Source organism: Pyxidicoccus caerfyrddinensis (assembly GCF_010894405.1).
Lineage (GTDB): Bacteria > Myxococcota > Myxococcia > Myxococcales > Myxococcaceae > Myxococcus > Myxococcus caerfyrddinensis.
Genome location: NZ_JAAIYA010000051.1, coordinates 1 through 19,289, shown reverse-complemented (window position 1 = coordinate 19,289; position 19,289 = coordinate 1). Strand labels below are relative to the sequence as shown.

At 71.3% G+C, this 19,289-nt stretch carries 1 protein-coding gene; it reads left to right on the top strand.

Going from position 1 to position 19,289, the window contains the following annotated elements; all coding sequences use genetic code 11:
* Positions 1-62: 62 nt before the first annotated feature.
* Positions 63-19,289 (top strand): non-ribosomal peptide synthase/polyketide synthase (locus tag G4D86_RS50790; RefSeq protein WP_164002940.1); only part of this gene is annotated, 19,227 nt, incomplete at its 3' end.

The following is a 19,289-nucleotide window of genomic DNA, read 5'->3' as shown; positions in this document are numbered from 1 at the left end:
GACCGCCGGCCGGCAACGGCCGTGCCGTGGCCGCGTGCGCGCTCAGTGAAAGGTAGTCGGTCATGGCCCTGACCTCCGAACAGAAGCGCGCGCGGCTCGCCGAGCTACTGCGCGACAAGGCCCGTCAGTCCCGGCGCGCTCCGCTGTCCTTCGCGCAGGAGCGGATGTGGTTCCAGGAGCGGCTCAACCCCGGCAGCGCCGCCCTCAACATCCCCACCGCCGTGCGCCTGTCCGGCGAGCTCAACGTCGACGCCCTCCGCCGCGCGCTCCAGGAATTGGTGCAGCGTCACGAAGCGCTGCGCACCGTCTTCATCGAGCAGGACGGGCAGGTGCTCCAGCACATCGCCGCCTCGCTCGACGTCGCCCTGCCCTTGGTAGAGGTGCAGGACGGCGAGCCGTCCGAGCGTGAGGCCGGCGCCTGGCGCCTGTTGCACGCCGACGCACGCAAGCCCTTCGACGTGGAGAAGGGCCCGCTGCTGCGCACGGTGCTCTACCGCTGGGGCCCTGGCGAGCACCTGCTGCTGCTCAACGTGCACCACATCGTCTCCGACGGGTGGACGATGGGCGTGCTGGTTCGCGAATTGGGTGCGCTCTACCCCGCGCTCGCCGCGGGACAGGCCTCTCCGCTGCCAGCGCTGCCCATGCAGTACGCGGACTTCGCCACGTGGCAGCGCGACTGGCTCAAGGGCGAGACGTTGGACGCGCAGCTCGGCTACTGGCGCAAGCAGCTGGACGCCGATGCCATGCTGGAGCTGCCCACGGACAAGCCCCGTCCTCCCGTGGCCAGCACCGACGGTGCCCGCCTCACGGTGGTGCTGCCCCCGGCGCTGCTCCAGTCGCTGAAGGCACTGGCCGGACGCGAGGGCCGCACCCTCTTCACCCTCCTGCTGTCCGCGTACCAGGTGCTGCTGTCTCGCTACAGCGGCCAGGACGACGTCGTCGTCGGCACGCCCATCGCCGGCCGCAACCGCTCCGAGCTGGAGGGCCTCATCGGCCTCTTCGTCAACACGCTCGCCCTGCGCGCGGACCTGTCCGGAGACCCGTCCTTCCTGGCGTTGATGGCCCGGACGCATGAGACGACGCTCGGCGCCTTCGCGAACCAGGACGTGCCCTTCGAGAAGCTGGTCGAGGCACTCCAGCCCGAGCGCAAGCTGAGCAGCGCGCCGCTGTTCCAGGTGATGTTCGCCCTGCAGAACGCGCCCCTGCCGCCGCTGCGGGTGCCGGGACTGACGTTGGAAGTGCAGCCGGTGGACAGCGGCACCAGCCAGGTCGACCTGACGGTGCTGGCCACCGAGCTGCCCCAGGGCCTGCGCCTCGCCACGGTGTACCGCACGGACCTCTTCGAGGAGCCGACGGTGCGCCGGCTGCTGGCGCACTTCCAGACGCTGCTGGAGGGCCTCGCCGCGCACCCGGAGCGGCGCCTGTCCGAGCTGCCGCTGATGGACGCCGCCGAGCAGCGGCAGTTGCTGCGGGAGTGGAGCACCCAGGCCTCCGACTACCCGCGCGAGTCCACGCTGCCCGAGGTCTTCTCGCAGGTGGTGGCCCGCTTCCCGGACCACGCCGCCGTGGAGTTCGGCTCCGCGCGCCTCACCTACCGGCAGCTCGATGAGCGCTCCAATCAGCTCGCGCACCACCTGCGCGGACTGGGTGTGGGGGCCGACTCCCGCGTCGCGCTCGCCGTCGAGCGCTCGCTGGAGCTCATCGTCTCCCTCGTCGCCATCCTCAAGGCCGGTGGCGCCTACGTCCCCCTGGACCCCTCCTACCCCCGTGAGCGACTGGCCGGCATGGTGGAGGACACGTCGCCCCAGGCGCTCGTCACCACGCGCGCGCAGTTGCCCCGGCTGCCCGCAGAGGGACGCGCCACTGTAGTGCTGGAGGACGCGGCGCTCGCTTCCGAGCCCACTCATGCGCTGTCGCCCGCGGCCCTGCCCGACTCGCTGGCCTACGTGGACTTCACCTCCGGCTCCACCGGACGACCCAAGGGCGTGGGCACCACCCACCGCAACGTCCTTCGCACCCTGCTGCGCGTCGACTTCGCCTGGTTCGGCCCCGACGAGACGCTGCTGCAGCTCGCCCCCATCTCCTTCGACGCCTCCACCCTCGAAATCTGGGGTGCGCTGCTGCACGGCGCGCGCCTCGTCGTCATGCCTCCCCAGCCTCCCTCCCTGGAGGAGCTGGGCCAGGTGCTCCGCGATTCGAAGGTGACGACGCTCTGGCTGACCGCCGGACTTTTCACCCAGGTGGTGGAGTCCCACCTCCAGTCCTTGAGCCCGGTGAAGCAGCTCCTCGCCGGTGGCGACGTCGTGCCTCCCGCTCACGCGCGCCGCGTGCTCGAAGAGCTCGGCATCTCCCTCACCAACGGCTACGGCCCCACCGAGACCACCGTCTTCGCTGCCTGCTTCCGCATGACGGACGCAGCCCAGGTGGGTGCCTCCGTGCCCATCGGCCTGCCCATCGGCAGCACTCGGCTGTACGTGCTCGATGCCCACGGTCAGCCCGTACCCGTAGGTGTCGTTGGGGAGCTTTTCATCGGCGGAGACGGACTGGCCCGTGGCTACATCGGACAGCCCGCGCTCACCGCCGAGCGCTTCATCCCTGATGCCTTCAGCGACGTGCCCGGTGCCCGCCTCTACCGCACCGGCGACCTGGTCCGCTGGCGCAATGACGGCGTGCTCGACTTCGTCGGCCGCGCGGACACCCAGGTCAAGGTGCGCGGCTTCCGCATCGAGCCAGGCGAAGTGCAGGCCGTCCTCTCCACCTTCCCGAGCGTCCGCGAAGCCGTGGTGGTGAGCCGCGCGGACGTGCACGGCGGCAAGCGCCTCGTCGGCTACGTCGCCGCCCCCGAGGCGCTCGACGTCGCCGCGCTGCGCGCCTTCCTGGCGGAGCGACTGCCCGAGTACATGGTGCCGTCCGCCCTGGTGCGGCTGGATGCCCTGCCCCTCACCGTCAACGGCAAGGTGGACCGCAAGGCCCTGCCCGCGCCCGAGTCGACGACCTCGACCGCCACGGCGGTCTACGTCGCTCCGCGCACCCCCACCGAGGAGCTGCTCGCTGGCCTCTGGGCCGAGGTGCTCGGCCTGCCGCGCGTGGGGACCGCGGACCACTTCTTCGAGCTGGGCGGCCACTCGCTGCTGGCCACCCGGGTGGTCTCCCGCATCCGCGCATCCTTCGGCGTAGAGCTTCCGCTGCGCGAGCTGTTCCAGGCGCCGACCGTCGCCGCGCTCGCTGCGCGCATCGATGCGGCCGTGAGCGCCGGGGAGGTGCGAACGCTTCCGCCCATCGAGCGCGTACCGCGCACGGAACGGCTCCCGGTCTCGTACTCGCAGCAGCGCGTGTGGTTCCTGGACCAGCTCGAGCCTGGTAGCGCGGCCTTCAACATGCCGTTCACCCTGGAGCTGGCCGGCACCCTCGACGCCGAGGCGATGCGGCGGGCCCTGGAAGCCCTGGTGCACCGCCACGAGTCCCTGCGCACCACGTTCCACGGCGAGTCCGAGGGCCCCGTGCAGCGCATCAACGCGCCCGCTCCGCTGGAGATGGCTCTCGTCGACCTGAGCGGCCTGCCTCCTGAACAGCGCCAGACGGAGGCGCGGCGGCGCATCAACGCGGAGTCCCTGCGCCCCTTCGACCTCGCGGTCCGCCCCCTGCTGCGCGCCATGCTCCTGAAGCTGGAGGAGCGGGTGCACGTGCTCCTGCTCAACGTCCACCACATCGTGGCGGACGGCTGGTCCACGAGCGTCCTGGTGCGAGAGCTCGGCGTCGTCTACTCCGCGCTCGCCTCGGGCCAGCCCTTCGTCCTACCGCCACTGCCGCTCCAGTACGCGGACTACGCGGCATGGCAGCGGAAGTGGCTGGAAGGGGCGGAGCTGGAGAGGCAGCTCACGTGGTGGCGGCGTCAGCTCGACGGAGCGGCGCAGGATTTGGAGCTGCCCACCGACAGGCCGCGCCACCACCACCCCTCGCCGCCGGGCGCCCTGGCACAGGTGCTGCTCCCGCGCGAGCTGGCGGCAGCGGTGGAGTCCTTCTGCAACCGCGAAGGCCTCACGCCCTTCATGCTCTTCCTGGCGGCCTTCCAGCTGCTGCTGTCGCGCTACTCGGGACAGGACGACATCTCCGTGGGCTCGCCCGTGGCCGGCCGCAACCGCGCCGAGCTGGAGGACATCGTCGGCTTCTTCCTCAACACGCTGGTGATGCGCACCCGCCTGGACGGCGACCCCACCGTGCGCGAGCTGCTGGGCCGCGTGCGTGAGATGGCGCTCGGCGCCTATGCCCACCAGCACGTCCCCTTCGAACAGCTCCAGCCCATGCGTGATTTGCGCCAGGCGCCGCTGTTCCGGGTGATGTTCATCCTCCAGAACACGCCGCCCGCGGAGCTGGCCCTGCCGGGGCTGGCCATGCGCAGCGCTCCCGTGGGTGAGCACGTCGCGAAGTTCGACCTGACGCTGACGCTGACGCGAACCCCGGAGGGCTTCGAGGGCGCGCTGGACTACCGCGCGGACCTTTTCGACGCGTCCACCGCGGAGCAGTGGGTGCGCCACCTGCGCACGCTCGTGGAGGCCATCGTCGCCGCCCCGGGCAAGCGCCTGTCCGCGCTGTCCCTCCTCTCCGGCGAGGAGCGGCAACGGCTGCTGGTGGACTGGAATGCCACCCGCGCGGACTTCCCCGAGGCCTGCATCCACGCGCTCTTCGAGGCGCAGGTGCGCCGCGCGCCCGACGCGCGGGCCGCCTCCTTCGAAGGGCAGCACCTGACCTACGCGCAGCTCGACGCGAAGGCCAACCAGCTCGCGCACGCGCTGCGCCGCCGGGGTGTCGGGCCCGAGGTGCGCGTCGCGCTCAGCGTGGAGCGCTCGCTGGACATCGTCGTCGGCCTGCTCGGCATCCTCAAGGCCGGTGGCGCCTGGGTGCCCGTGGATCCGCTCCTGCCGCGTGAGCGCCTGGCCTTCATGCTGGAGGACAGCGGCGCTTCGGTGCTGCTGACGCAATCCGTGCTGTTGGAGCGTTTCCCCGAGGCGCACCACGCCCGTGCGTTCTGCCTGGACTCCGAGAAGGACGCGCTCGCGCGTGAGAGCACCGAAGCGCCGGTGACGGGCGTGGCCCCGTACCACCTGGCCTACCTGCTCTACACCTCCGGCAGCACCGGCACGCCCAAGGGCACCGCCGTGGAGCACCGCAGCGTCGCCAACCTCGTCACCCATGAGGCGGTGGCGTACGGCATCGGCCCGGGCAGCCGCGTGTTGCAGTTCGCCAGCCTCTCCTTCGACCTGTCGGTGGAGGAGATCTTCACCACGCTGTGCTCCGGGGCCTCGCTGCTTCTGGCGCCCCTGGAGAAGCTGATGCCGGGCGCGCCGCTGCAGAAGCTGCTGCGCGAGGAGGCGCTCACCGTCATCAGCCTCACGCCCGCGGCGCTGGCCGCCACGTCGGCGGACGGACTGCCCGAGCTGCGCACGGTCATCTCCGGTGGCGAAGCCCTGCCCGCCGACGTGGTGGCGCGCTGGGCTCCGGGCCGGCGCCTGCTCAATACCTACGGCCCGACAGAGGCCACGGTGATTGCCACCCTCGCTGAGTGCGTGGCGGACGGACGCGTGCCCTCCATCGGCCGGCCCCTGGCCAACGTGCGCGCCTACGTCCTGGACGTGCGCGGCGAGCCGGTGCCCCTGGGCGTCAAGGGCGAGCTGTACGTGGGCGGCGTCGGCGTGGCGCGCGGCTACGCGGGCCGCCCCGCCCTCACCGCCGAGCGATTCGTGCCGGACCGCTTCTCGGGCGAGGCGGGCGCGCGCCTGTACCGCACCGGCGACGTGGTGCGCTGGCGCGAGGACGGCACGCTCGACTTCGTCGGCCGCGCGGACGCGCAGGTGAAGGTGCGTGGCTTCCGCATCGAGCTGGGCGAGGTGGAGTCCGCGCTGGCGAAGCTGCCCGCGGTGCGCGAGGCCGTCGTCGTCGCGCGTGAGGACGGCCCCGGTGGCAAGCGACTGGTGGGCTACGTCGTCGCGCACGAGGGTACCCAGACGGACGGCGCCGCCCTGCGCGCCGCCCTGAAGGAGACGCTGCCCGAGTACATGGTGCCCTCGGCCATCGTGGTGCTGCCGGCGATGCCGCTCACGCCCAACGGCAAGGTGGACCGCAAGGCACTGCCCGCCCCGGACCTAGCGGCAGCCAGCGGGCGTCCGGACTTCATCGCGCCGCGCACCCCGGCGGAAACGCTGCTGGCCGGCATCTGGAGCGCCGTGCTCGGTGTGGAGCCGGTGGGCCTGTCCGATAACTTCTTCGAGCTGGGCGGACACTCCCTGCTGGCCACCCAGGCCATCAGTCGCATCCGCGCCGCCTTCGGCGTGGAATTGCCGCTGCGAGAGTTGTTCGACTCCACCACGCTCGCGGACCTCGCGGCGCGAGTGGAGCGGGCGGTGCTGGCGGGCCAGGGCCCGCGACTTCCTCCGCTGGTGCCGGTGGCTCGGACGGGCGAGCTGCCGGTGTCGCTGGGGCAGCAGCGCATGTGGTTCCTGGACCAGCTCGAACCGGGCAGTGCCTTCTACAACCTGCCGGGCACACTCCACCTGGAGGGCGCGCTGGACGTCAGCGCCCTGCAGCTCGGCCTGACGGAGCTGGTGCGCCGGCACGAGGCGCTGCGCACCACCTTCCGCGAGGGCCAGCGCGGGCCCGTGCAGGTCATCCACCCCGCCGCGCCCGTTCCGCTGCCGGTGACGGACCTGTCCGAGCAGCCCGATGCGCGCGGGAGCATCGCGGGCTGGGTGCGGAACGAGGCACTGCGTCCCTTCGACCTCACACGGGGCCCGCTGCTGCGCGCCGCCCTGCTGCGGCTCGGCGCGAGGGAGCACGTCCTGGTGCTCACGCAGCACCACATCGTGTCGGACGGCTGGTCGATGGGCGTCGTCGTGCGCGAGCTGGCCGCGCTCTACCTCGCCTTCTCCGAGAGCCGGCCCTCACCGCTGCCGGAGCTATCGGTGCAGTACGCGGACTTCGCGGCGTGGCAGCGTGGCTGGCTGCGGGACGAGGTGATGGAGGGCCAGCTCCGCTGGTGGCGCGAGCGGCTCGACGGTGCGCCCCTGGCGCTGGAGCTGCCCACGGACAAGCCTCGTCCGGCGGTGCAGTCGTCGCACGGCGCCGCGTGCCCGGTGCTCCTACCAATGCCCCTCGCCGAGGCGCTGGAGGCCTTCTGCCGCCGCGAGGGTGTCACGCCCTTCATGGCGCTGCTCGGCACCTTCCACCTCCTACTGAGCCGCTACACGGGCCAGGAGGACCTGCTCGTCGGCTCCGTGGTGGCGGGCCGGGACCGCGGTGAGCTGGAGTCGCTCGTCGGCTTCTTCGTCAACACGCTGCCCCTGCGGGCCCGCGTGTCCGGCACCGACACCGTCCGCGCGCTGCTGGCTCAGGAGCGGGAGAGCGTGCTCGGCGCGTTCCCCTACCAGTCCGTGCCCTTCGAGCGACTGGTGGAGACGCTCAAGGTGGAACGCGACTCGAGCCGCCCGCCGCTGGTGCAGGCGACGTTCGTCCTCCAGAACGCCCCCGTGCCCGAGCTGTCGCTGCCGGGGCTGACGCTGCGCGCGCAGCCGGTGGAGGACAGCCCGGTCCGCTTCGAGCTGGAGCTCGGCCTGTGGCGCACCGCCGACGGCTTCTCCGGCCAGCTCTCCTACAACGCGGACCTCTTCGCGCCGGAGACCGTCTCCCGGATGGCGGTGCACTTCCGCGTCCTCGCCGAGGGGCTCATCGCAAACCCCGAAGCGCCGCTGGCGTCCCTGTCCTTGATGACGGAGGCCGAGCGCCGCCAGGTGCTGGTGGACTGGAACGCCACGGCCACCGACTACCCGCGTGACACGTCCATCCACGCGCTGTTCGCCCGGCAGGCGGCCCTCACGCCGGACGCGGTGGCCGTGGTCTTCGGCGATATGCGGCTCACCTACGGGGAGCTGGACCGGCGCGCCAACCAACTCGCACACCACCTGCGCGCCAGCGGCGTGGCGCCAGGGGCGCGCGTGGGCGTGTGCCTGGAGCGCTCGCTGGAGCTGGTGGTCGCGCTGCTCGGCGTGCTCAAGGCGGGCGGCGCCTACGTGCCGGTGGACCGCAACTACCCCACCGAGCGCATCACCTTCCTGCTCCAACAGGCGGGCGTCGGCGTGCTGCTGACCCAGGAGCACGTGGCGGACGAATTGCCCGCGCTTGGCCAGCTCCTCGTGTGCCTGGACACGGAGTGGGCGCAGGTGGCCCGCTGGCCGGAGACGGCGCCGGAGGTGGACGTCTCCGCCGACGCGCTGGCCTACGTCATGTTCACTTCGGGCAGCACCGGCCAGCCCAAGGGCGTCAGCGTGCCGCACCGGGGCGTGGTGCGCCTGGTGCGCGGTTCGACATTCATCGACTTCGGCCCGGAGCACACCTTCGCGCAGCTCGCCCCGGTGGCCTTCGACGCCTCCACGCTGGAGGTGTGGGGCGCGCTGCTCAACGGTGGCCGGCTCGTGGTGGCCCCGCCGAACAAGCTCTCGCTGGAGGAGCTGGGCGCGTTGCTCGTCAGCCAAGGCGTCACCACGCTGTGGCTGACGGCGGCCCTCTTCGAGCAGATGGTGCTGAACCAGGGTGAAGCCCTGTCCCTCGTGAGGCAGGTGCTTGCGGGCGGTGACGTGCTGCCCGTGCAGCGGGTGCGCGAGCATCTCGCGCGGCTGTCCCCGAACGCCGTGCTCATCAACGGCTACGGCCCCACTGAGAACACCACCTTCTCCGCCACGCACACCCTGCGCGCGACGGACGACGTGAGCCTCTCGGTGCCCATCGGCTGGCCGCTGTCCAACTCCACCGCGTACGTGCTGGATGCCTCGCTCCAGCCGGTGCCGCCAGGAGTGCCCGGCGAGCTGTACGTGGGCGGAGACGGCCTCGCCTGGGGCTACCTGAACCGCGCGGACCTCACGGCCGAGCGCTTCGTGCCCCACCCCTTTGCCTCTACGCCCGGCGCGCGCCTGTACCGCACGGGAGACCGGGTGCGGTGGCTCGCGGATGGGACGCTCCAGTTCCTCGGCCGCACCGACTTCCAGGTGAAGGTGCGCGGCTTCCGAATCGAACCCGGCGAGGTGGAGGCCGTGGTGCGCCGCTTCGCCGGCGTGCGCGAGGCCGTCGTCGTGGTGCGCGAGGACGTCCCCGGCGACAAGCGCCTCGTCGCCTACGTCGTGGCCGAAGAGGAGGACGTGCTGGAGGCCCAGGCCGTGCGCGCCTTCCTCCAGCAGAAGCTGCCCGAATACATGGTACCCTCCGCCGTGGTGGTGCTGCCCGCGCTGCCGCTGTCGCCCAACGGCAAGGTGGACCGCAAGGCGCTGCCCGCCCCCGAGGCCCCGGGCGGTGGCGACGGCGTGGAGTACGTCGAGCCCCGCACGGAGACGGAGCGGCAGCTCGCGCTGTTCTTCTCGGAGCTGCTGCACGCCGAGCGCGTGGGCGCGCATGAGAATTTCTTCGATTTGGGCGGACACTCGCTGCTGGCCACGCAGCTCGTGTCCCGCGTGCGCGCGACGTTCGGCTTCGACATGCCCCTGAGGGACCTGTTCGAGGCTCCCACCGTGGCCGAGCTGGCCGTACGCATCGACGCCGCGCGGAGCACGCAGAACGGCCCCGCCCGTCCGCCGCTGGTGCCCGTGCCTCGCACCGGCCCGCTGCCGCTGTCCTTCGCGCAGCAGCGCCTGTGGTTCCTCGACCAACTAGAGCCTGGCAGCGCCTTCTACAACATCCCCGCCGCCGTTCGGCTCGAGGGCACGCTGGACGTGGGTGCACTGGAGCGGGCACTCCAGGAACTCGTCCGCCGACATGAGGTGCTGCGCACCACGTTCCGTCAGGACACGAGCGGTACGGTGCAGGTCATCGCTCCCATCGCGGAGCTGCCGCTGCGCAAGGTGGACCTGAGCGGGCTCGACGGCGACGCCGCCGAGGCGGAGACCCGGCAACTGTTGGAGGAGGACGCGCAACGCCCCTTCTCCCTGGGCACGGGCTCGCTGATTCGCGCGCTGCTGGTGAAGCGCGGCGCCGCGGACCATGTGCTGCTGCTCAACCTGCACCACATCGTCACGGATGGTTGGTCCTCCGGCGTGCTCGTCCGCGAAGTGGCCGCGCTCTACGAGGCCTTCTCCGAGGGCCGATCCTCGCCCCTGCCCGAGCTGCCGGTGCAGTACGCTGACTACGCCGTCTGGCAGCGCGGGTGGCTGCAGGGCGAGACGCTGGACGCGCAGCTCGGCTACTGGCGCAAGCAGCTCGCGGGCGCTCCCAGCGCGCTGGAGCTGCCCACCGACAAGCCGCGTCCGCCCGCGCAGTTGTTCCGCGGCGGAGTCCAGCAGCACGCGTGGGCGAAGTCGCTCTGGGACGGCGCGAAGGCCCTGGCGCAACAGGAAGGGGCCACGCCCTTCATGGTGCTGCTGGCGGCATATCAGGCGGTGCTGGCGCGCCATGCGGGCCAGGAGGACATCTCCGTTGGCTCGCCCATCGCCGGGCGTACGCACGCGGAGACGGAAGGGCTCATCGGCTTCTTCGTCAACACGCTGGTGCTGAGGGCGCACGTCTCGCCCATGGCCACCTTTCGCGAGCTGTTGGCACAGGTGCGCGAGGTGACGCTCGGCGCGTATGCGCATCAGGACGTCCCCTTCGAGAAGCTGGTGGAAGAGCTGCAGCCCCGGCGGGACTTGAGCCGCAATCCCCTCTTCCAGGTGGCGCTGACGCTGCAGAACACCCCGATGACGGAGGTGAAGCTGCGTCAGGGGCTGGCGCTGAAGGGCCTGGAGGCCGGCAACCTCACCTCGAAGTTCGACCTGTCGCTCCTCGTCTGGGAGACGGCCGAGGGCGCCTCCGTGGTGCTCAACTACGACAGTGATCTGTTCGAGCCGGACTCAGCCAGGCGGCTGCTGGAGCACGTGAGGGTCCTGCTGGAGGCCGCTGTCGCCGCACCCGGGAAGCGGCTGCGCGAGCTGCCGATGATGGGCGAAGAGGAGCGACGCCGGCTGGTGGAGCAGTGGAGCGGGACGGCCGCGGAATACCCGCGCGAGGCATCGCTGCCGGAACTGTTCGAGGCGCAGTCGCTCAGGACGCCACACGCGGTGGCCGTCGAGTACCAAGGCCAGAGACTGACGTACGAGGAACTGAACCGGAGGGCCAACCAGCTGGCGCACCATCTGAGGACCCTGGGCGTGGGCCCGGAGGTGCGGGTCGCCCTGTGCGTGGAGCGCTCGCTGGAGCTGGTGGTCAGCATCCTGGGCATCCTCAAGGCCGGCGGCGCATACGTGCCGCTGGACGCCAACTACCCGCTGGAGCGGCTGCGGTGGATGAAGCGCGAGGCCGCCGTCTCGGTGCTCGTCGCGCAGGAGAAGCTGGCCGGAGCCGTGGCCGAGGACGGCGAGCCGGTGGTGTTGGTCGACGCCGGGCGGAGTGAGCTCGCGCGCCAGCCGGAGAGCAATCCGCATGTCCGGGTGGGTGGCGGGAATCTCGCCTACGTGATGTTCACCTCGGGCAGCACCGGCAAGCCCAAGGGCGTGGGCGTGCCGCACCGGGCGGTGTCTCGCCTGGTGCTGGAGACAGACTTCGCGCGCTTCGGTCCGGAGGAGGTGTGGCTGCAGCTCGCGCCCATCTCCTTCGATGCCTCGACGCTGGAGCTGTGGGGCGCGCTGCTGCACGGCTCGAAGCTGGTGGTGTTCCCGGCCGGCCCGCCCTCGCTGGAGGAGCTGGGCCGCTCGCTGGAGTCCCTCGGCATCACCTCGCTGTGGATTACCACCGCCCTCTTCGACCAGATGCAGGCCCGGCAGCCGGAAGCGCTGGCCCGGGTGCCGCAGGTGCTGACCGGAGGTGAGGTCCTCCCCATGGAGCGCGCCCGCGAACGGCTCGCCTCGGGGCGCTCGCTCGTCAACGCCTACGGCCCGACGGAGAACACCACCTTCTCCACCTGTCACCGGTTGGAGCGGGTGGAGCAGGTGGGCGCCCGCTCGGTGCCCATCGGCCGTCCCATCCGCAACACGACGACCTATGTGCTGGATGAGGCGATGCAGCCCGTGCCAGTGGGTGTGCCCGGCGAGCTTTACGTGGGCGGAGACGGCCTGGCGGTGGGCTACCTCGGCCGGCCGGAGCTGACGGCGGAGCGCTTCGTCCCCCATCCCTTCAGGGACGGTGAGCGCCTGTACCGCACGGGCGACGGAGTGCGCTGGCTCGCGGACGGGACGCTCGAGTTCCTCGGCCGCAAGGACGGCCAGGTGAAGCTGCGGGGCTTCCGCATCGAGCTGGGCGAGGTGGAAGCGGCCCTGACCCAACACCCCGGAGTGAAGGAGGCCGTGGCGCTGGTGCGCGAGGACACGACTGGCGACAGGCGGCTGGTGGCCTACGTCGTGGCACAGGGCGTAGAGGCCCAGGCACTCAAGGAGTCCCTGCGCTCGAAGCTCCCCGAGTACATGGTGCCTTCGGTCGTGGTGCCGCTGGACGCGTTGCCGCTGACGCCCGCCGGCAAGGTGGACCGGCGCGCCCTTCCGGCTCCGACCGCCCTCAGCTCCGCGCAGCACGAGTACGTCGCCCCCCGCACGGAGACGGAGAAGCGCCTGGCGGTCCTCTGGGGCGAAGTGCTGGGCCGCGTGCAGGTCGGTGCCGGCGACGACTTCTTCGAGCTGGGCGGCCACTCGCTGCTCGCCACGCAGCTCGTGTCCCATGTCCGCGCGTCCTTCGGCGTGGAATTGCCCCTGCGCGCGCTGTTCGAGGCCCCCACGCTCGAAGCGCTCGCCCTGCGCGTCGAGGCCGCGCGGCGCGATGGCACTGCACCCGAGGCCCCTCCTCCCGTGCCCGTGCCTCGTGACGGCGCGCTGCCGCTGTCCTTCGCTCAGCAGCGCCTGTGGTTCATCGACCAGCTCGAGCCCGGGAGCGCCGCCTACAACATCCCCGTCGTCCTGCGCATCGAGGGCGCCCTCCACGTCGACGCGCTCCAGCGGGCCTTCTCCGCCCTCGTCGAGCGCCACGAGGCCCTGCGCACCACCTTCGCCTCGCGCGAGGGCCAGCCCACGCAGGTCATCCACCTACCCTCGGACTTCGCGCTCACGGTGGAGAGTCTGTTCGACCTGCCCGAGAGCGAGCGCTGGGAAGAGGCCCGCCGCCGCGCTCTGCGAGAGGCGGCGATTCCCTTCTCGCTCGGAGCCGGCCCGCTGCTGCGTGCCACGCTGCTGCGGCTGTCGCCCGAGGAACACGTGCTGGTGCTGGTGATGCACCACATCGTCTCCGACGGCTGGTCCATGGGCGTGCTCGTGCGCGACATGGAAGCGCTGTACTCGGCCTTCTCCGAAGGTCAGCCGCCCTCGCTGCCGGCGCTGCCGGTGCAGTACGCGGATTACGCCGTCTGGCAACGCCAGTGGCTGAGCGGCGAGACGCTGGAGGCGCAGCTGGGCTGGTGGAAGCGACACCTGGCCGGAGCGCCCTCGCACCTGGAGCTGCCCACGGACAAGCCCCGGCCCGCGGTGCTCTCGCACCAGGGCGGCACGGTGCCGGTGCAACTGTCACGGGAGCTCAGCGAGTCGCTGGAAGCCCTCGCGAAGCGGGAAGGGGCTACGCCCTTCATGGTCCTGCTCGCGGCCTTCCAGGTGCTGCTTTCGCGCTACTCGGGCCAGGATGACGTGCTGGTGGGGTCGCCCATCGCGGGCCGCCGGTACGCGGAGACGGAGGGGCTCATCGGCTTCTTCGTCAACACGCTGGTGCTGCGCAGCCGCGTGAATTCGCGCACCTCCTTCCTGACGCTGCTGGCCCAGGTGCGGGAGACCACGCTGGGCAGCTATGCCCACCAGGACGTGCCCTTCGAAAAGCTGGTGGAGGAGCTGCGGCTGGAGCGAGACCTCAGCCGGCCCGCACTCTTCCAGGTCCTCTTCGCCCTGCAGAACGCGACCCGGGTGACGCCGCGGAAGTCCTCACTGGCCCTGCGGCAGGTGGAGGTGGAGAACCCCACCAACCGGTTCGAGTTGGAGCTCACCCTCGCGCAGGCGGGTCAGGGCTACGAGGGCGTGCTGAGCTACAACACGGGCCTCTTCGAGGCCGGCACGGCTCAGCGGATGGTGGAGCACTTCCGCCTGCTGGTGGACGCGCTCGTGGCTCGGCCCGAGGTGCCCCTCGCCTCCGTGTCCATGCTGTCCGAGGCGGAGCGCCGGCAGGTGCTCGGGCCCCGGCCCGAGGCCTTCTCGCAAGTGGTGGCCCGGTACGGGGACACGGTTGCCGTCGAGCCTGACAACACGCGCGTGTACCTGCTGGATGCCTCCGGTCAGCCGGTGCCCGTGAAGGTCACCGGTGAGCTGTTCATCGGCGGCGCCGGCGTGGCGCGTGGCTCCGTGGAGCAGCCCGCTGTCACCGCGGAGCACTTCGTCCCCGATGCGCTCTCCGGTGTCCCTGGTGCTCGCATCTACCGCACGGGTGACCTCGCCCGCTGGAGGCAGGACGGCGTGCTGGAGTTCCTGGGCCGTGCCGAGGCCCGGGTGAAGGTGCGCGGCCATCGCATCGAGCTCGCCGAAGCGGACGGTGCGCTGGCCTCCACAGCGGAGTTCGTTGCTCCACGCACGCCGACCGAGGAGAAGCTGACGGCGCTGTTCACCGAAGTCCTGCGCCTGCAAAGGGTGAGCATCACCGGCAGCTTCTTCGAGCTGGGCGGCCACTCGCTGCTGGCCACCCAGCTCATCTCGCGCATCCGCTCCACGTTCGAGGTGGAGTTGCCCCTGCGCGCCCTCTTCGAGGCACCCACCGTGGCCGCCCTCGCCGCGCGCCTCGAGGCCGCCCGTCAGTCCACTTCTGGCCCTCGGGCACCCGCCATCGTCCCCGTGCCTCGCACGGGCGCCCTGCCGCTGTCCTTCGCCCAGCAGCGCCTGTGGTTCACCGACCAGCTCGAGCCCGGCAATGCCTCCTACAACATGCCGACCTTCGTGCGCATGGAGGGGCAGCTCGACGTGGACGCCTTGCGGCACGCCTTCGACGAGCTGGTCCGCCGGCATGAAGCCCTGCGCACCACCTTCGTCCAGCACGAGGGCGAGCCCGTCCAGCACGTCTCACCCACGGGCACGCTACCGCTGGACACCTTCGACCTCAGCGCGCTGGAGCCCCGGGCCGCACGCGAGGAACTGGAGCGACTCCTCCGCGCGGACATGCTGCGCCCGTTCGACCTCACCACGGGCCCGCTGCTGCGCGCACACCTGCTGAAGCTGGGCCCCGCCGAGCACGTGCTGTCGCTCAACATGCACCACATCGTCTCGGACGGCTGGTCCCTGGGCGTGCTGGTGCGGGAAGTAGCGGCCCTCTACGACGCCTTCTCGCAGGGCAGGCCTTCGCCCCTGCCGCCCCTGTCCATCCAGTACCCCGACTACGCCGTCTGGCAGCGCCAGTGGCTCCAGGGCGCGGTGCTGGACGAACAGCTCGGCTGGTGGCGCAAGCAGCTCTCGGGCCGCACCCCGCTGGAGCTGCCCACCGACAAGCCCCGCCCACCGGTGCAGACCTTCCGTGGCGCGCAGGTGCCGGTGGTCCTGTCGCCCTCGACGTCCGCGGCCCTCGAGGCGCTGTGCCAACAGGAGGGCGCCACGCCCTTCATGGCGCTGCTCGCTGTCTTCCAGGTGCTCCTGTCCCGCTACTCCGGGCAGCAGGACATCTCCGTCGGCTCACCCATCGCCGGACGCCAGCGCGGTGAGACGGAGGGCCTCATCGGCTTCTTCGTCAACACGCTGGTGCTGCGCTCCCAGGTGGACCCGAGCACCTCCTTCCTCCATCTGCTGCGTCAGGTGCGCGAGACGGCGCTGGGGGCGTACGCGCATCAGGACGTGCCCTTCGAGCGACTGGTGGAAGCGCTCCAGTCCACGCGCGACCTGAGCCGCAGCCCGCTGTTCCAGGTGCTCTTCGCCTTGCAGAACACGTTCATGCCCTCGCTCGACATGAACGGGCTGAAGCTGCGCCCGCTGGAGGTGGACAACGCCTCGGCCCGCTTCGAGCTGGAGCTGAACCTGGGCGAGACGGCAAAGGGCTTCCAAGGCTCGCTGACCTACAACACCGACCTCTTCGAGCCCGCCACGGCCGACCGCATCGCGGAGCACTTCCGGGTGCTGGTGGAGGCGCTCGTGGCTCGGCCCGAGGTGCCCCTCGCCTCCGTGTCCATGCTGTCCGAGGCGGAACGCCAGCAGGTGCTCGTGGAGTGGAATGCCACCACCACCGAGTACCCGCGCGCCTCCACCCTGCCCGAGGTCTTCTCGCAGGTCGTGGCCCGGCATGGCGACAAGGTCGCCGTCGAGTTCGGTGACGAGAAGCTCACCTACCGCCAGCTCGATGCGCGTGCGAACCAGCTTGCGTGGCATTTGCGCGGGCTGGGCGTGTCCACCGACTCGCGCGTGGCCATTGCGCTCGACCGCTCGCTGGAGCTGATTGTCTCGCTCGTCGCCATCCTCAAGGCCGGCGGCGCCTACGTCCCTCTGGACCCGGCGTACCCGCGTGAGCGCCTTGCGGCCATGGTGGAGGACGCGCGTCCCGGCGTGCTCATCACCTCGCGTGAGCTGCTCTCGAAGCTGCCTGGCGAAGGCCTGTCCACCGTGGTGCTGGGCGAGGTGTCCCTGGACGGACAGCCGACGTCGGCGCCTCCGATGGCCGCGCTGCCTCAGAGCCTCGCGTACATCGACTTCACCTCCGGCACCACGGGCCGGCCCAAGGGCGTCGGCACCCCGCAGGCCGCCGTGCTTCGCACCGTCTTCGGAAACGACTACGCGCACCTCGGCCCGGACGAGACGTTCCTCCTCATCGCTCCTGTCTCCTTCGACGCCTCCACCCTGGAGCTCTGGGGCCCGTTGCTCCACGGCGCCCGCCTCGTCGTCTTCCCGCCCCACTCGCCTTCTGACTTGAAGGAGCTGGAGTCCGTGCTGGTAAAGCACGGCGTCACCACGCTGCACCTCACCGCCGGCCTCTTCACCCAGGTGGTGGACAACCAGCCCTCCGCCCTGCGCAACGTGAAGCAACTACTCACCGGCGGTGACGTGGTCAGCGCCCCCCACGTCCGTCGGGTGCTGGAAGGAATGTTCATTCCGGTGACGGCCTGCTACGGCCCCACCGAGACGACGCTCTTCGCCTCCACCCACCGCATGACTTCGGTGGAGCACGTGGGCACGTCCGTGCCCATCGGCAAGCCCCTCGGGAACACGCGCATCTACCTGCTGGACGCCTCCGGTCAGCCCGTACCCGTGGGTGTCGTGGGCGAGCTGTTCATCGGCGGCGACGGCGTGGCCCGTGGCTACGTGGAGCAGCCCGCCCTCACCGCCGAGCGCTTCGTCCCCGATGCGTTCTCCGGTGTCCCCGGTGCTCGCCTGTACCGCACGGGTGACCTCGCCCGGTGGCGGGGTGACGGCGTGATGGAGTTCCTCGGCCGTGCCGACGCGCAGGTGAAGGTCCGTGGCTATCGCATCGAGCTCGCGGAAGTCGAAGCCGCCCTGCTCGCCTTCCCGGACGTGGCGCAGGCCGTGGCCCTGGTGCGTGAGGACGTGCCCGGTGACAAGCGCCTCGTCGGCTACGTCGCCGCTCCCGAGTCGCTCGACACGGCAACCCTGCGCGCCGCACTCAAGCAGCGGCTGCCCGAGTACATGGTGCCCTCCGCCCTCGTGCGCCTGGACGCCCTGCCCCTCACGTCCAACGCCAAGGTGGACCGCAAGGCCCTGCCCGCGCCCGACGCCAGCGCTGCCTCGCGAGGTGAAACGTACGTCGCCCCGCGCACGCCCACCGAGCAGCGACTGTCCGAGGTCTTCTCCCAGGTGCTGCGCGTGCAGCGCGTGGGCGTCCAGGACGACTTCTTCGAGTTGGGTGGACACTCCCTGCTGGCCACGCAGGTCATCTCCCGCATCCGCGCCACCCTCGGCGTGGAGCTGCCCCTGCGCGCCCTCTTCGAGGCGCCCACGGTCGCCGCGCTCGCGCCGCGAGTGGAGACGCCTGCCTCTTCGCGTGCCCTCCAGGCGCCATCCCTGCTGCCCGTGCCCCGTACGGGCCCGTTGCCGGTGTCCTTCGCCCAGCAGCGTCTGTGGTTCATCGACCAGCTCGAGCCGGGTGGCACCGCGTACAACATGCCCACCGTGCTGCGGCTGCAAGGGCCCCTGGACGTGCCCGCGCTGGAGAAGTCCTTCACCGCGCTCGTCGAGCGGCACGAGTCGCTCCGCACCACCTTCGGCATTCTCGACGGCGAGCCCGTCCAGGTCATCGACCCGCAGGTACGCTTCCCGCTGTCGGTGGTGGACCTGAGCGCGCTGCCCGCCGAGGAGCGCGAGGCCGAGGCCTTGCGGCAGACTCGGCTCGAGACGCAGCGGCCCTTCGACCTGGCGCGAGGGCCCGTGTTCCGCGCCCTGCTGCTGCGCCTGGGCGAGCTGGACCACGTCCTCATCGGGACGATGCACCACATCGTCTCCGACGGCTGGTCCATGGGCGTCCTGGTGCGCGAGCTGGCGGAGCTCTACGCCGCGCACTCCCTCGGCCGTGAGGCCCGCCTGCCCGCCATGCCGGTGCAGTACGCGGACTTCGCCGCCTGGCAGCGCTCGTGGCTGCGGGGCGAAGCCTTGGAGCAGCAGCTGGCGTACTGGCGCGAGCAGCTCTCCGGCGCGGCACCCGTGCTGGAGCTGCCCACCGACAAGCCGCGGCCTTCGGTCCAGTCCTCGCGCGGAGCCTGGCTCCCCGTCCACCTGTCGCGTGAGCTGACCGAACGGCTGATAGCGCTGTGCCAGCAGGAAGGCACCACGCCCTTCATGGCCCTGCTCGCCGTGTGGCAGGTGCTGCTGTCGCGCTACTCGGGGCAGGACGACATCGTCGTGGGCTCGCCCATCGCCGGCCGCACCCGCACGGAGACCGAAGGCCTCATCGGCTTCTTCGTCAACACGCTCGTGCTCCGCACCCAGGTGGACCCGCGCGCTTCCTTCCGCGAGCTGCTCGCCCGCGTCCGCGCCACCACGCTGGGCGCCTACGACCACCAGGACGTCCCCTTCGAGAAGCTCGTCGAGGAGCTGCAACCCCAGCGCAGCATCAGCCACTCGCCCCTCTTCCAGGTGATGCTCGTCCTGCAGAACACCCCCATGGCTTCCCTGGAGGTGGCCGGCTCACCCGGAGGCGCCGCGCCGCTGCGGATGCAGCCGGTGGACGTCGAGCTCCAGGCCGTGAAGTTCGACCTCACGCTGTCACTGGCACGGACGCCGGACGGACTGTCCGGCACGCTGGCCTACCGCACGGACCTGTTCGAGCGGTCCACCGTCTCCCGCCTGTTGGAGCACTTCGCCACGCTACTGGAGTCCGCGGTCTCCTCGCCCGAGGCCCAC